The following is a 15,872-nucleotide window of genomic DNA, read 5'->3' as shown; positions in this document are numbered from 1 at the left end:
GGCCTTTTTATTATTTTCTAATAAATATTTTAAAAATATTAGACAAATATTATAAAAACTATCTTTTCCAGGCACCTAATCCAGTAGTAGTAGGACCAATAACTTTAATTTCTTTAATTTCAATATCAGAAAGATTTTGACTAATTTTTTTCTTTAATTGAGGCAATAAATAAGAAAGTTGCGTTGCCCAAACTGTTGATTGCGCTCTAATAATAAGCACATCATTTACGATTTGGCTTATTTCGCAATGTTGAGCAATATTAATACCTACTACATTTTCCCAAGAAGAACGCAATTTTGCTATAGAAAGCTGTTTATTCCATCTATTAGTTGAAGCAAAATTTTCTAATACACCAGAAAATGCATTAGGATCTCTGCCTGGTTTACCAAAATTTTCCCAAGCTTTTTCCGCACTATTTACTCGATTTTTTTCACGCTCTTCTTTAGCAATAATTGGATTAAAAATAATTGCCGGCAACTTTCTAGTATCAATATTGAGCATTTTATAAACAGGAATCATAATTAATCCTTCTGCTCACAATTACGATTAGCAATTATTTCTTTTATAAAATCATTATGAAGAGAATTTAGATTATCAATATTTTTCTGCTCTTCATAAATTTTCTCAATATTTATTAGATTGTTGCTATTAATTTCATCATCTTCAGGTATGTCATTAAGAGAGGATGTAGTAATAAAAACTTGTCCTTGCTTTTTTGAAAAGTTTAATATTTGTTTACGCCTATTTTCATCAAGTTGAGCAAAAACATCATCAAGAATAATAATAGGATTTTCGTTATTAATCTCTTCCAAAGCTTTGCATAATGCCATTTTAATAGCTATTGAAATAGTCCAAGATTCACCATTAGAAGCAAAATCTTTAGCTGGCATATTATCTAGCATAAAATTAATATCGTCACGATGCGGTCCTATTAAATTGCATCCTCGAGCCAATTCTCCAGGATAAATACGCTTAAAATGTTCGCTTAATAAATTATTTATTTCAATATTATTTTCTAAAGTATCTTCTGTATTATCTTCTAAAGAATTCTCTAAAATATCTTCTAAATTATCTTCTTCTAAATTTTTATTAATAAAAACTTCTTCAAAAGAAGGTTCATATTTTAAAGTCGCATTTTCCTCACTACTAGTAAGAGATTTAATAATTTTAGAAAAATATTTATTAAGAATTTGTACAGTTTTATTGCGAAGTTTAGTTATTCTAATTCCGCTTTCAATAAATTTTCCAGTCCAAATTTCCAATCCCGATAAAGAAACTGGCTGATTAGCATATGAAAATTCTCGAATATTTTTTAATAAGGCTGCACGCTGTTTAGCAATATGCTTAAAATCTTGCAAATATTTAGCATAGTTTGGTATTAATAATGTTCCAGCTTGGTCAAGAAAAGTACGACGAATTGTAGGATCACCTATAACAAGCGATTGATCACGAGGAGTAAACGAAACAACAGGTAATAATCCAACAATATCTTTGATATATAAAGATTTCCCGCCATTAATACGAGCTCTATTACTTCCCTTTAAAGAAAGATTAATTTCATAAGTAGTTTGGTTATTATTTTCTACTAATTCAGTTGAATTATTGCAAATATTTAGTCTTATTGTAGATGTTGTGCTGCCTCGAGTAATAAGAGGAATAGTAGAAGAAGTGCGATGACTAATTCCTGTACTAGCAAATTCAATAGCTTCAACAATGTTTGTTTTACCAAAACCATTATTACCATATATGATATTAACGCTTGGTTTAAAATCACAAACAATATGTTTCCAGGAACGGAATAAATCAAGGGCAATTTTTGAAACATACATTTCTTAATTATCCTTTCTTTATTCACAAATAATATTATCAACAAAAAATGCGATATTACATTTCGCAAATAAAATATATTGCTAAAAATGTAATATCGCAAAAAATTAGTTATTAAAGCGCATAGGAACCAAAAGGTAACGATAATTCATAGATTCGTCACCATCAGCTTCTTGCTGACCATTAAATTCAACAGGTTTTACAGCTGTTGCCATTTTCATATGAACGAATGGTTCAGTAATAGCACTTAAGCCTTCAACCAAATAAAGTGGGTTAAAAGCAACAGTAATATCTTCACCATCCATATCAATATCAAGTACTTCTTTTGCTTGAGATTCGTCAGCAGCACCAGCACTCAAAGTTAATTCTTGATTATTAAAAATCATACGAATAGGAGCATTTCTTTCAGCAACTAAAGATACGCGCTTAATTGCGTTAATAAGTGCTTGCCTGTTAATAACAGCATGAATAGGATATTCTTCAATAAAAAGCCTATCTACAGAAGGAAATTCTCCGTCAATAAGTTGGGAAGTGCTTGTACGTCCAGAATTTTCAAAGCCCAACAAAGTTGGCTCTTCATCATTAAAATCAATAACAACATTTTGATGATCGTCAAAAGAGCGAGCGATATCACGCAATAATGATCCACGAACAAGTGTTGTTGCATGAGTGTCATTATTTTCCGGAGTCCACTTAAAAGTAGAGCGAGATAGGCGGAATCTATCTGTTGAAGTCATAGTAACAGTATCATCTTCAAATTGCATTCTAATTCCTGTTAAAACAGGCCTATTTTCTTCTCTAGAAATAGATACTGAAGCTTGATTAACTGCTTGAATAAAAGTAGGTGCGTCAACTTGGCCAAGTTTGCTAGGCAAAGTAGGTAAATCTGGATACTCTCCTATAGGCATAAGTTGAAGAGTAAAAGTTGATTTTCCAGAAGTAATAGTAAGTATGTTGTTCTCGGTGCTTAAATAAGTATTTTCTGCAGGAAGTGACTTAGTTATGTCAGCCATTAATTTACCAAGTACAAGTACACTACCTTCTTCATCAACTCCAGCCTCAATGTGATTGAGACTAGAAATCTGATAGTTAAAGGCAGAAAGTTGTAAAGTACCATCTGATGCTTCAATTTTTAAGCCTGCAAGAATAGGGTTTGCAGGGCGTGTATCTATAACACGAGTAGTCCATGCTACAGCATCGGCAAATGATGCAGAGTTGACTTCTACTTTCATGCTTCCTCTTTTCTGTAAAGTCTGCATTTATTCTACCTTATAAGTGAAATTATAAGAACATTAAAAATTGCTCGGCTAAGAAGTGCCTTATTAATTTTGCTATTAAATAAGTAAATAAATAATAGGCATAATAAGGGTGGTGTATATGTGGAAAACTCTTCAAAAAGAGCTAAATAAAAAGCTTATGCACATTTTTAGCTTGAGGATAACGTATTAATAAACATGTGGATAAGTAGGCGAGTTATACACACTCGAAGCTATTTTTTGAGATATTAACATTCCAATTGCTCTTATACACGACTTAATAACATTTTAAAACGGCGTTTTCCACGAGTTATGCTCAGGTTTTACCCACATTTGTTATTAAGTATGTGGATAACTTTTTAGAAAATTAAGAACATTATTGCGTAACTTTGTGGAAAAGAGATTATTTTCTACGATCAGAAGGATTTTGCTTTAACCTAACAGTTAATTCCATAACATAGTTATAGATTTCCTGCTTTTCTTGCATTTCCCCACTTACGCGCGTATAAGCGTGCATTACAGTTGTGTGATCTCTGCCGCCAAAAACTTCGCCAATATCAACCAAGCTCATGCTTGTCATTTCGCGAGCAAGATACATGGCAATCTGACGAGCAAGCGCAACATTTTTTGTGCGCTGGCGGCCAACAAGTTCATCAAAAGTCATATGGAAATATTGAGCAACTTGACCAATAATGTCACTTGGTCGAACCTCAATATCTGTTGTAAAGAAATCTTGCAAAGCTTGTTCTGCTAATGATTTACTTACAGGCTGATTGCTTAAAGATGCAACTGCTGTTACACGAGTTAATGCACCTTCAAGTTCTCGAATATTTTCAGTAAACCTTTCAGCAATTAAATCAAGCACATCACTTGGCACATTGCAATGGCTCATTGAAGCCATCATTCTTAAAATTGCAATACGTGTTTCCAAATCAGGCGGCTTAATATCAACAGTAAGACCAGATTCAAACCTAGAAATTAATCGAGCTTCAAAACCTTTAAGATTCTTTGGAGCAACATCCGAAGCAATAACTATTCGCTTATTTGCCTGATATAAAGAATTAAAAGTGTGGAAGAACTGTTCAAGCGTTGCTTCCTTACCGCCCAAGAACTGAATATCGTCAATAAGAAGAACATCAACTTCACGGTATCGCCTATTAAATTCAGCAATCTGGCCTTGACTTTGATTAGGTGTTTGAAGAGCTTCAATAAATTCGTTTGTAAATTCCTCACTAGTAACATAACGAACTTTAAGTGAAGAATCTTTCACTAACGCATAATTGCCAATTGCGTTAAGCAAATGAGTTTTACCAAGTCCAGAACCGCCATAAATACATAACGGATTAAAATCACGTCCCGAACCTTCTGCAACCGCCAAAGCTACAGTTCTTGCAAAACGATTTGAATCTCCAGGAACGAATGTATCAAAAGTTGCGCAAGTATTTAAATGCGTTACTGAATCACGTCGTACAGAAACAGGCATTTTTTCACGAGCAGCTTGCACTGAAGACGAAGACAAATCCGTTTTTTGAAGTGTATTTAATCCAGTAGCATAATCAAAATCAGGTTGAGAAGAATTAGATACATTCTTCTGATTCTGCTGATTATTTTGATTATTTAATAAGTCTTTTGAAAAATCTTTAGAAGAAGAATCATCAGAAGAAGGCGCGAAATTATTATTGTTTTCTGACTTCTGAACCAGATTCTCTTGATACGTAGCATCGCTAGATACTTCAGGTGAGACAGTTTGATTAGATTGATCCGTATTCTCAGATTGTGGAACAATCTTAAAAGCAGGAAGCATGTCTTTTCCTGTGCAAATTTTTAGTGCGGTAAGTAATGGCGCATTAAGCTCATTTTGTAAAGCTTGCTGAGCCTTAGTATTTGACACGCACAAAATAATAGTCGTTCCAAAAATAGCTTCTGGCTTAACTCCCTCAAACCAGCCTTTATCGCGCGCAGTTAGCAGGGCATTATGCTGTAAAACAGTAAGCGTATTAGACCAGATTAAAGCAGCTTGCGAAGCAGTGTCGCCTAATGTATCAGCCATGTCACCCCCAAACTTTTAAAGTGTTCACATGAAAATAATCAAATTTCACGTGAATCACCACGTTCAATAAATGCCAGTAAAATATGTTTACTCTATACCCGCGAAGTTATCCACAGTCTAGCGTGTTGAAAATGCTTAAATGTGAATAACATGTGTGTAATTTGTGGATAAGTTAAAAGCTTGTTTTTGGCTATTTTTCAACAGTTTTGGAATGTTATAAAATGTAATAAAAATGTGAAGGATATGTTTTTTAGTATAATCTTGACATGTAGCCAATAAGCTCAAAAAATGTGGAGTTTTGACTATTGGTGAGGGGTAAGAGTATTTTAGTAGAGCTTGACCCATACGGGGCCATGCTTTTGCATGGCTGAATACAGGAGCATTAGTTATGAAGAGGACATTCCAGCCGAATAATCGTCGTCGTCACATGAAGCACGGCTTCCGAGTTCGCATGCGTACGCGTGCTGGCCGCGCCGTAATCAATCGTCGTCGCGCTAAGGGCCGTAAGTCGCTTTCTGCCTGAGTTAAGGTAGCGTCGTAAAGCATGGAAAGGCTGAAAAGTCACCGTGATTTTGTTACGGTACTAAAAAAACGACGCAAAGTAAGTTCGCGGGATATCGTCGCGCATTACATGATGCGTGACGATATAGCCGTAAATAGCGAACCTAACGAAGATAGAAGCGCAATTTTAGAAGATACTGCCACGGGTTTTGAAAGTGATATTCCCGCGGCATTTTCTGATACCTTAATGCATGCTCAAAATATTGAGAATGCCAAAAGGCTAGGTCTTGCTGTATCTAAAACAGTAGGCAAAGCTGTGGTTCGTAATAAAGTGAAGCGTCGGTTGCGAGTTATCGCTAAAGATTGTGAATCTTTATTGCCTTCAGGTTGCGATGTTGTATTACGTGCAAAACCTACTGCAGCAAAAGCTTCATTTGATTCTTTGCATACGCAGATTCAAAAGCTTTTTTGCCAAATAAATAAAGCAATAAGCTCTTGTGAAGACTGCGAAACGCATGAGAATAACCAATAAAATGGGTAAATATTACTCAGAGGAATGGTAATTAAGATGCGTAATAAGCAAAGTTTCACTACTAGAACGCTAATCAAAGCCATTAGATGGTATCAGCGCAAAATATCCGCAAATCGACCCGCTTGCTGTCGTTACTATCCAACTTGTTCACGTTATGCTATTGAAGCAGTGACTAGATATGGAACGATAAAGGGCGGTATTTTAGCAATATTGCGACTGCTTCGTTGCAGACCTTGGACAAGTTGCAGTATTGACGATGTGCCACGAAAATATTCAATTTTTTATCGTTGTGCTTGGTCTAAAGCGCATGAAGAGCCTCGGTTAACTCCCTTGGCTGAAGAAGACAAGGAAAACTAATGTTTAATCAAGATCACTTCTTACTTGATAGCGGATTCTGGGGATGGTTCTATAAGATTCTTACCCCAATCGAGTGGCTTATGACACAAATAATGTCTTTGTGCCATAAGTTCTTAGTTCTTATAGGCATGAACGAAATTGGATTCTCCTGGGTTCTTTCAATCGTTTTTCTTGTGCTTGTTGTGCACGCATGCATATTCCCTGCTTTTATTAAAAGCATTAAAGGCATGCGTAATATGCAAGCAATTGCGCCTAAGATTAGGAAAATTCAGCAAAAATATAAAGGCAAAAGCGACGCTGCAAGTAAAGAAGCTATGCAGCGAGAAATGATGAAGCTGTATCAGGATAACAATGCAAATCCTGCTGGAAGCTGCCTGCCAATGATGATTCAGGGCCCAGCATTTATGAGTATTTGGTATACGCTTTCTGTAATTCCGTTTATTGCGCGCGGTAAGCATGATGCTCTTGGAGCTTTTGATATTTCTACAGCGCAACAATTTATTAAAACGCACGTGTTTGGCGTAGGTGTTGCTGACACATTTATGACGGTTGGGGCATTAGGGAAAGTTATTATTGTTATTGTTGTGATACTCATGTGTGCTGCAATGTGGTATATGCAGTTTAACAATATTCGTAAGAATTTGCCTCCAGAATCTAAGCAAGGCAGCCAGTACACAATGCAAAAGCTTATGATGTGGGGATTCCCGTTAATCTATGTTTTCTCTGCATTTGCTCTTCCATTTGCAATGCTTGTTTATTGGCTTGTAAACAACATTATGAACATGCTTCGCTCTATTTGGCAGGTATATGCATTCCCAACGCCTGGTTCTCCAGCTGCCGAGGAAAAAGAACAGCGAGATTATAAGAAAGAAACTGAACGCCGTAAGCGCGAAGGTTTGCCTTCTATTGAGGAAGAAAAGCTTCAGGAAGCCCGTGAAGAGGCTGAGCGTAGGGAAAATGAAGGATTCCAGCGTAAGCAGCCACAGCGCAAGCGTAAGGTGTCAAAACGTTAATAATAAAGTTAAGTTTAGCGGGTAGCAGCTTAAGAAAATAACTAATAATAAGATATTAACTTGGGATTGTTATCCGCTAAACTGGACTGCAGTATTTGTAACGTGAATTTAATCACGATAAGGAGTAAGTAATGATACAAGACGAGAAGAGGACTGTTGATCAGCTCAACGAGGAAGCTGATATAGCTGCAGATTATTTGGAAGGTTTGCTTGATATTGCTGATTATGAAGGCGATATTGAGATGGGCGTGCGCAATAATCGACCAATGATTCAGATTGTTGCGGATGATGACACGGATATTAAGCATTTAATTGGCCGCGAAGGTGAAGTTGTAGAAGCATTACAGCAATTAAGCCGTCTTGCTATTCAGCAAAAAACTGGAGACCGTTCGCATCTTATTGTTGACGTTGATGGTTTCTTAAAGCGTAAGCGTCAGCATTTGCGCGATATTGCTTTGGATGCTGTTGATGAAGTTCGCGAAACTGGCGAGCCTGTGAATTTGAAGCCTATGAACTCTTTTGAGCGTAAAGTTGTGCACGACACAGTGCGCGATGAGGGCTTGCGTTCACGTTCTCACGGTGAAGAGCCACATCGTTATGTAACTATTTATTTGCCAGCTCGTTTGGATGAAGATGCAGAAGAAGCTGAAGATTTAGACGAAGTTGACGAAGGTTACGTAGAAGAGTAGTAACTTAATGTGCTACGTATTTAGTGCGGTAGAGCAATAAATACGTATTTTAGATTTAATAATAAAAGATATAAAAGTAACATGATTTAACAAAAATGTTCGGTTGTGTTACTTTTATTTCTTTTATTTTTTATATTTTTTATATAGAAATACTAAATTTTAATGAGCAAAAAGTGTGGAAAATTATGGAAAATCAATCTACTCAGCTAAATCAAAATCCAGAGCATGTAGTTGATGAATTGAATGATTCCCCACTTTTAGCTAGTACTTTAGGTGACGCATTGCCTAAATGCACGCTGTTTCACGTGAAACTTGAAAAAGAAGGATTATTGCGAGGACTGGTTGGCCCGCGCGATATGGGAATTTTGTGGGAAAGACATATATTAAATTCTGCAGCTGTTGTGCCTTTTATTCGTAAAGTAGCTGGTAAAAGTAAGCAAAAGAGAGTTGCCGATGTTGGTAGCGGCGGCGGCTTCCCTGGTTTAGTTATGGCTGCATGCTTGCCTGATTATGATGTTACTTTGATTGAACCAATGGAACGTCGCGTGGCATGGCTGCGTGAGTGCGTAGAAATAATGGGATTGCAAAACGTAACTATTTTTCATGGTAGATCTGATGAACTAATAACAAAAATTGCTTCACATGAAGTTGAAGCATTTGACGCCGTTACTTGCAGAGCTGTTGCACCAATGACTAAATTAGCTTCTTGGACAATTCCTTTACTTCGTGCGCACGGAAGTTTAGTTGCATTAAAAGGAAAATCTGCTCAAGCAGAAATAGAAAAAGCAGCAAAAATGATTCGCAAAGCTGGCGGTGTAAATCCTCGCGTTCTTGAAGCGCCTGTTGCTCCTGGCTTGCAACCGACTACAGTTGTAATAGTTGATAAAGCCTAATTTATTTAATTAAAATTGTGTTTGCGCAAATTCTCGTTTTGCGTTGCGCGAGTTTCGGGGGATCCCCTTACTGTGGCGCAGTTTTGGGTGTTCCTACTTAATGTGGCGCGAGTTTTGGGGGATTTCTCTCCTCGTACGTCCCGTCCTTCAGTCGCTTTGTCTGTTAAAGGCGTTTAGTGTGTTCGCCTTTCTTTAAGAATGTTGCTCCATCAGTCCTCTTTTAGTACTCGTAGAGAAATCCCCCAAACTCTGCGTGTTTAATCTTTAATAACCTCATTCAATCGCAGAGATTTTTCGATTTTTCTTCTTCGCTCGGCTTGTCAGCAGCCTTCGGCTCTGACGTCCGCCTTCGTTCAGTGCGAAAAATCTCAAATCTCTACCACACGAATATAAATTGTTAAATTAGGTTTTGGGAGAAGGTGAGGTTATTTATTATGTCTGTTGTGGTGTGTGCAGCAGCATGAATGTTAGTGTTCTATGATTAGAAAAATATGTAGTTAGTTATGAAATAAGGTGTTAATGTTTCATGTGAAACATTGAGTAATTTTGCACTTTTTATGTCCATAGAAACAAGGAAACTTGTAACACGACACTGTATTTTTTAGGCATTTTCATCGCTAAGTGGGGGTGATGCGTCGTGGAATCAGCTGCAGAAACGATTCAACGCATTTTTGGGGACTCAAAGTCTTCTTTAGGTATTGAATTAGCAGATTTAACGTCTCGTTTTCATGCCCTTGAAAAAGTGAAATATCCTAAGCCAAGTAAAACGCGTTTTATTGCAGTCGCAAACCAAAAAGGTGGAGTTGGGAAAACAAGTTCTGCTGTTAATCTTGCTGCAGCGATGGCAGTTGGTGGAGCTCGAGTTTTACTTATCGATATGGATCCTCAAGGTAACGCATCAACTGCACTAAATGCTCCACATGCTTCAGGTGACCCGTCTGTGTATGACATTATTGAAGGCAGAAAAACTATTGCCGAAGTAAAATGTGAATGCCCAGATATTAAAGGTCTTGATGTTGTTCCAGCATCTATTGATTTAAGCGGTGCTGAATTAGAACTTGCCGAAATGGATAATCGCAATAATCTTTTAAAGGATGCTTTAAAGGAATATCTTGAAAATAGTGATCAGCATTACGATTACGTTTTTATTGATTGCCCTCCGTCTCTTGGATTACTTGTTATTAATGCAATGTGCGCTGCACAAGAAATGCTTATTCCAATTCAAGCTGAGTATTATGCATTGGAAGGATTGGGCCAATTAATACGTACGATAGGATTAGTTCAGCAACATTACAATCCTGTGTTAGTTGTTTCAACAATGTTGGTAACAATGTTTGATAAGCGAACTTTGCTAGGTAGGGAAGTTTTTCAAGAAGTTAAAAATCATTACCCAAATATTGTTCTTGAAACCACTATTCCGCGCACGGTGAAAATACCGGAAGCTCCAAGTTTTAATCAGAGCGTTATTACGTATGATCCGCACGGTGCTGGCGCAATATCGTATCGTGAAGCAGCTTTAGAAATAGCGAAACGTTCAAAAACAGTATTATCAGTTATTTCTGCAAAACAAGACGGCATGCATCAAAATCAACAAGAGGAGAATAAATAATGAGTGCAAATAAGTCTCGCTTAGGTAAGGGTTTGGGTGCGTTATTCCCAGCTTTGCCTGGAGAAGATGCTCTTGTTGAAACAATGCCGAATATTCAAGAAGATGTTTCACATGAAACAAGTCAGCAAGAAGTTGAATCCAAAGTTTCACGTGAAACGCTAAAAAATGATAGCTTTAATTCAAAAAGTGTTTCACATGAAACACGTGTGCCGAGTATGAGCAAATCTATTGCTCCTCATGAGGACAAAGAAAACAATAAAATAAAGAACGTTTCACGTGAAACTGTTCCATCAATACAAAATAATAAACATGGCCGCAAGCGTTCTACAATGCCTTCTCTTGGCGATGTTACGCGTCCTATGGATTTCTTCTTTGGTGATTCTGCTTCATCTACTTTCGTATCGTCAAAGTCAAAAAATAATGACTTAAATAATGGCAACAATAGTGACGAAAATTCAAAACTTGACTCTAAAAATACTAATAAAACTTCAGAAAATGAAGAATTACAGCCAGTTAAAGGTGGCTATTTAGCATTTTTGAAGCCTCTTGATATTAAGCCAAATGCTCATCAGCCTCGTACTATTTTTGATGAAGACGAATTGCGAGAGCTTGCTTCTTCAATTAAAGAAGTTGGAGTATTGCAGCCTATAGTTGTTCGACCTATTGACGGTGCAGATAAAAATGATGAGCATATTGCGCATTATGAACTTATTATGGGTGAACGCAGGTGGCGCGCTTCTCAAATCGCTGAATTGAGCACAGTTCCAGCGATAGTTCGTACAACAGCAGATGAAAATATGCTAAGGGATGCCTTGCTAGAAAATCTGCATAGAGTAGCACTTAATCCTTTGGAAGAAGCTGCTGCTTATTCGCAAATGATAGACGACTTTGGTTTAACACAGGTTCAGCTTTCTCAATCTGTATCAAAATCAAGACCTCAGATTGCTAACACTTTAAGGCTTCTTAATTTGCCTGCTAGTGTGCAAAAACATGTTGCTGCTGGAGTGCTTTCTGCAGGACATGCTCGAGCTTTGCTTGGTCTTGAAAAGCCGGAAGACATGGAGGAGTTAGCGAATCGCATTATTGCAGAAGGACTTTCAGTACGTAGCACTGAAGAAATCGTGTCTCTTAAAACTGAGAATTCTGCGCAAGGCGTAACTCGCACACGCAATCGCCGCAATAATCAGTGGGCAGCTTCTCCTATAAGGCAACAGCTTGAAAAGAAGTTTGCTACAAAAGTTGCTATTAAAGGTACAGAAAATCACGGTCGTATTGAAATCGTATTTTCTTCTCCTGAAGAAATGCAACGCATTGTTAATATGCTTGTTGAAGAAAAACAGTAAAAGCTACAGCCAAATTTGAAGAACGTATAGCACAAAGTATAAAAGCATGTAGCTTACGTCGAAGCTTATGCGTCCGCAATTCATTGGAGGAACAAACTTACGCAACAAGCGCAATGGTGGCTCTGTTAAGAAATAAATAATTCGCGCAATGAAATTAAAAATTCCGCGCAAATGCAAACGTAAACGCAAGCGTGGAATCAGAACCATCGTCCAATCAAGAATCATGCGAACAATCATAATTAACAAATAAGCACGAATAAGTATACGCAATACAAGCAGTGCAATTAGGAAAGCATACATAAAATCACCCTGTGTAACAAATAAACTTTGAGTTTTCACGTGAAACACTCAGCCGAAAATATTTTAATAAGAAATTTCGCTAGCTTAATAACTATAAAAGCTGTAGCTTACTTATATATGATATTTAGTTATCTTTCTCATTAAGATAAGCTTGAGCATCAAGAGCCGCTCTACACCCCATTCCAGCTGCAGAAATTGCTTGGCGATATATGCTATCAACAACATCTCCAGCAGCAAAAACGCCTTCAGCAGACGTGCGAGTAGTTGCTCCGTCAACAGCAATAGTTCCATCTTCATTAAGCTTTAAATCACCGTTTAGGAAGCTTGTTGCTGGGGTATGACCAATTGCTACGAACAATCCCGATGACTCAATTTCTTGAGTTTCTCCAGTAATAACATTTCGAACAGTAAGCGAAGTAGCTTCTACATCGTTGCCGTGGACTTCTTCTACAACACTGTTAAGTATGAACTTAATTTTTTCATTTTCTTTCGCGCGATCAACCATGATTTTTGAGGCGCGGAATTCGCTGCGTCTATGAATTAAAGTAACAGAAGATCCAAAGCGAGAAAGGAATTGTGCTTCTTCGAATGCAGAATCTCCTCCGCCAACTACGGTAATTGGTTTTCCTCTAAAGAAGAATCCGTCGCAAGTGGCGCAATATGAAACTCCGCGGCCAGAGTACTCCTGCTCTCCAGGTACGCCCAATTTGCGTACTTTAGAGCCCGTAGAGACAATAACAGCCTCTGCTTCATAAGTTATACCCTCGTCAGTGGTTACGCGTTTTACAGGCGATTTTAAATCTACTGAAGTTACGTCGTTTAGTAGAATTTTTGCACCAAACTTTTCAGCTTGCTTTTGCATAGATTCCATTAAGTCAGGTCCTAAAATACCTTCTGGAAATCCTGGGTAATTTTCTACTTCAGTTGTATTCATCAACTGTCCGCCTGGAGTAAGAGCGCCAGCTATAACAAGAGGCTCGTATCCTGCGCGACCCAAGTATATTGCTGCAGTATATCCTGCAGGGCCAGAACCGATGATAATAACCTTATTAATTTTATTTTCCAACGTATTTCCTTATTAAAAGTATTCGTTCAAGTATTAGTACAAGTATTAGTACAGTTTTACAGAATTAATGTAAAGACTGTTATTTGGCATACTGTCTTTTGGAACCCACAGCATGAAATCTTGCGCTTTCACAATCTTCTTAAGCTTAACATCTGTAGTTCCGCTTTCGTCAAAACTAAATTCTGCAACTTTAGTACCTTCTGTTGGATCATTCTTAGTATTCGCAAGAAGATATGCGTGACCACCTGAAGAGCGTATAGAAATAACGAAACGATACACTGTCTGAGGTTCGGTTAGATGAATGTAGTAACCGTATCCAGGCTGCTGTGCAGGATAGCTAAGGAATTGGTATCGATCAGCCTTGTAAGCCACAGTATTCGTAGGAACCTTAGGTTTAGGAACAGGGCGAACCTGCTTGTATCCAGTGTGATGCTTGAGATTAGTTTTGCCATTTGTTACTTGCTTATCTTGAGGCAAAATGCCTTGACTGCCAAACGGCACATTCTCAAGACTTGTGCTATCCCAAGAACCATTATTGCCAAAACTATCAGGGCTTTCGTGCGTACCAAACAAACTATGTAAAGCTAAAACTAATCCAAGAATAAGCAATAAGAAAACTGCACCAATAGCAATAACTTTGGTGGAAAGTCCCCACCAAATTTTTGCGTCTGCAATAGTGTTGCTATTCTTTTGAGTATCTTTTTTCTGTTGCTTTAAAGTATCAGATTTTTCCCTAGGTTGGAAACTTGGAGGTAACGAACGAGATCTATCTGCAGAAGAGTCTTCGTCACTATTTTCAAGTTCATCTCTAAGAGCGCGAGCGGACTCTTCTCCAGGAGCAATAAACCTACCATGGGTATCTACAACTGGAACGCGGCCAGTAGACTCGCCTTCAGAAGATAGACTTTGTGGTCGAGACATCAACTCAGTATGCTGCGTATTTTCGGTTAATAAGTTTTCAAAATCAAATCTTCCAATAACGCTTGTTTCGTTTGAAGCATTCTTAGTTTCTTGATTTTGCGCATTTGATTGTTCAAGAAGATTACGAGATGTAGCAGAATCAGGGAAATGCTTATATGATGACGATAATGTTGGGAAAATAGCATCATCTGTATCTAATTCTGTAGGAGCAAGAATACTAGCCATTTCTGCTGCAGCAATATCATGGAAATCAATGTCTGTATTAGTGTTGCTGTCATCGTCAAATTCGTTACTGTCTTGATTTTCAGCACTGGAATTGTTGCGCTTTAGAAGCGAGCCAAGCGTTCTTCCTGCATTTTTAAAGCCGTTGCTTATTTTTGCCGTGCTCTTGCTAGCAGAAGGCGAATTAAAAGAAGCTGAAGAAGAATCAAGAGAGTTCCCATTTTGCGCATTTTGCTGCATAAGTTGCGCGTCAAACTGTTCCTCACTTTGAGTAAGACCCTCTGGTAAAGGAAGTATTGAATTATTGTCTGCATCTAGCAAACGAACATTGCTAATAGAAGCTGCGCTAGGCTTACAGTCAAGCTCAATATCGTCGCTAGTTAACTGAGATAACGGCGTATAAGAGCCTAATAATGCCATTAATTCTGCAATAGAAGCCATAGGAACTATATTTGAATTTTCGTCAGCATTAAGGCTTCGAGTACAAATCATCCTAAATTCTGAAGGCGTGGTGTCCGGAAGCATAGAAGCGTCAAAATGAGCTTGAATGCGCGAAGAAGTTCTTGTAACAAGACTGTATAGCAATGATGCAAGTTGACGAGTTGCAGTGTGCTCTACGCTTTGTTTTTGTATTTTCTTGTTTTCATCGTGGAATTGCGTTACGTCTTCTAAAAGTGAGCTAACTGGAGTGTCTGCAAGCTCAATACCAAAAGCGCTTATTCGTACAGTATCTCCAGATACAGCATGATGAGTGATATTGTTCGAAAGAAGTTTGCTTAATGCTTGCGCAGTTTCCGCAACAATTGTTCGTATAGCTTCATAGCTTAAAGGTGCGTCTTTTTTAGCTAAATAGTCGTTTATAGTAGTGCCGCGATCCAAAGATGTAACAATAATAGCTAGTTCATCATGGTGCTGTAGTTGCAAAACTTGTGTAAATTTACGGCTATGTGATAAAGCTAAAGTGGAAGCAACGGTATTTACTTCTGGTAAAAATCGAGAGTCGCGCACAATAAATAGTTGGCAATCTTGCGTAAGTATGCGGTCGTTAGCTTGCCAGACTTGCAGACCAGCTTCATTGCGCAAAAGCGATACTAAAACGTATCTGCTTAGTACAATATCTCCCAACCGAGGTTCCATGTATTCCTCATCTTCCTACGCGCGTGCAATAGATAACGATAATATTTTTACTACAATTCATTGTACTGATTAAGCGGCATGTTATACACAATAATTTTGTCTATATTGCGATAATTTCCAAAATAATCACATACCGCTATGAAAGTGTAGTAGCG

At 37.8% G+C, this 15,872-nt stretch carries 15 protein-coding genes; 8 read left to right on the top strand and 7 right to left on the bottom strand.

From position 1 onward, the window contains the following. Positions 1-58: 58 nt before the first annotated feature. The 4 genes from ACTJLE_RS00610 to dnaA form a co-directional block, all read right to left on the bottom strand. Complete coding sequence (locus tag ACTJLE_RS00610) at positions 59-520, bottom strand: DciA family protein (protein ID WP_481266983.1); 462 nt, start codon at positions 518-520, stop codon at positions 59-61. A 2-nt stretch (positions 521-522) separates the two neighbouring features. After that, positions 523-1,830: a DNA replication/repair protein RecF gene (gene recF, locus ACTJLE_RS00605; RefSeq protein ID WP_481266982.1), complete on the bottom strand. Its 1,308-nt coding sequence runs from the start codon at positions 1,828-1,830 to the stop codon at positions 523-525. 105 nt (positions 1,831-1,935) lie between these two features. Next, complete coding sequence (dnaN, locus tag ACTJLE_RS00600; RefSeq protein ID WP_481266981.1) at positions 1,936-3,060, bottom strand: DNA polymerase III subunit beta; 1,125 nt, start codon at positions 3,058-3,060, stop codon at positions 1,936-1,938. Positions 3,061-3,487: 427 nt separating this feature from the next. Beyond that, positions 3,488-5,134, bottom strand: a complete 1,647-nt coding sequence (gene dnaA, locus ACTJLE_RS00595; RefSeq protein ID WP_481266980.1) for a chromosomal replication initiator protein DnaA — start codon at positions 5,132-5,134, stop codon at positions 3,488-3,490. 388 nt (positions 5,135-5,522) lie between these two features. On the opposite strand from dnaA, the gene rpmH reads away from it, so the two are divergent. From rpmH to ACTJLE_RS00555, 8 genes are all read left to right on the top strand, one after another. Beyond that, positions 5,523-5,657 (top strand): 50S ribosomal protein L34, encoded by a 135-nt coding sequence (gene rpmH / locus ACTJLE_RS00590; RefSeq protein WP_004106067.1) that lies wholly within the window; start codon positions 5,523-5,525, stop codon positions 5,655-5,657. Positions 5,658-5,678: 21 nt separating this feature from the next. Continuing rightward, entirely contained in the window at positions 5,679-6,167 is a 489-nt protein-coding gene (gene rnpA / locus ACTJLE_RS00585; RefSeq protein ID WP_481266979.1) for a ribonuclease P protein component, read from the top strand. A 36-nt stretch (positions 6,168-6,203) separates the two neighbouring features. Next, positions 6,204-6,524, top strand: coding sequence for a membrane protein insertion efficiency factor YidD (yidD, locus tag ACTJLE_RS00580; protein ID WP_481267100.1), 321 nt, complete (start codon positions 6,204-6,206; stop codon positions 6,522-6,524). After that, positions 6,524-7,537 (top strand): membrane protein insertase YidC, encoded by a 1,014-nt coding sequence (gene yidC / locus ACTJLE_RS00575; RefSeq protein WP_481266978.1) that lies wholly within the window; start codon positions 6,524-6,526, stop codon positions 7,535-7,537. Before yidD ends, yidC begins: the two co-directional genes overlap by 1 nt. Before the next feature lie 131 nt (positions 7,538-7,668). After that, positions 7,669-8,226 (top strand): Jag family protein, encoded by a 558-nt coding sequence (locus ACTJLE_RS00570; RefSeq protein WP_119487611.1) that lies wholly within the window; start codon positions 7,669-7,671, stop codon positions 8,224-8,226. Between the two features lie 185 nt (positions 8,227-8,411). After that, positions 8,412-9,119: a 16S rRNA (guanine(527)-N(7))-methyltransferase RsmG gene (rsmG, locus tag ACTJLE_RS00565; RefSeq protein ID WP_481266977.1), complete on the top strand. Its 708-nt coding sequence runs from the start codon at positions 8,412-8,414 to the stop codon at positions 9,117-9,119. Positions 9,120-9,756: 637 nt separating this feature from the next. After that, the gene (locus tag ACTJLE_RS00560; protein WP_481266976.1) at positions 9,757-10,728 is read left to right on the top strand and encodes a ParA family protein; all 972 of its coding nucleotides are present in this window, start codon (positions 9,757-9,759) and stop codon (positions 10,726-10,728) included. Further along, positions 10,728-12,071, top strand: a complete 1,344-nt coding sequence (locus ACTJLE_RS00555; protein WP_481266975.1) for a ParB/RepB/Spo0J family partition protein — start codon at positions 10,728-10,730, stop codon at positions 12,069-12,071. The genes ACTJLE_RS00560 and ACTJLE_RS00555 overlap by 1 nt, the downstream gene beginning before the upstream one ends. Positions 12,072-12,074: 3 nt before the next feature. Here ACTJLE_RS00555 and ACTJLE_RS00550 read toward each other — a convergent pair whose 3' ends face one another. From ACTJLE_RS00550 to ACTJLE_RS00540, 3 genes are all read right to left on the bottom strand, one after another. Further along, complete coding sequence (locus ACTJLE_RS00550; RefSeq protein WP_481266974.1) at positions 12,075-12,371, bottom strand: YggT family protein; 297 nt, start codon at positions 12,369-12,371, stop codon at positions 12,075-12,077. 124 nt (positions 12,372-12,495) lie between these two features. After that, a complete protein-coding gene (gene trxB / locus ACTJLE_RS00545; RefSeq protein WP_481266973.1) occupies positions 12,496-13,437 on the bottom strand; it encodes a thioredoxin-disulfide reductase in 942 nt (313 codons plus the stop codon). A gap of 45 nt (positions 13,438-13,482) precedes the next feature. Next, entirely contained in the window at positions 13,483-15,717 is a 2,235-nt protein-coding gene (locus ACTJLE_RS00540; protein ID WP_481266972.1) for a protein kinase family protein, read from the bottom strand. Between the last annotated feature and the right edge of the window lie 155 nt (positions 15,718-15,872).

Source organism: Gardnerella sp. CCPDSM (genome assembly GCF_056754715.1).
Note: the sequence above shows the minus strand (reverse complement) of the source record. Positions and strands in the feature narration are given on the sequence as shown.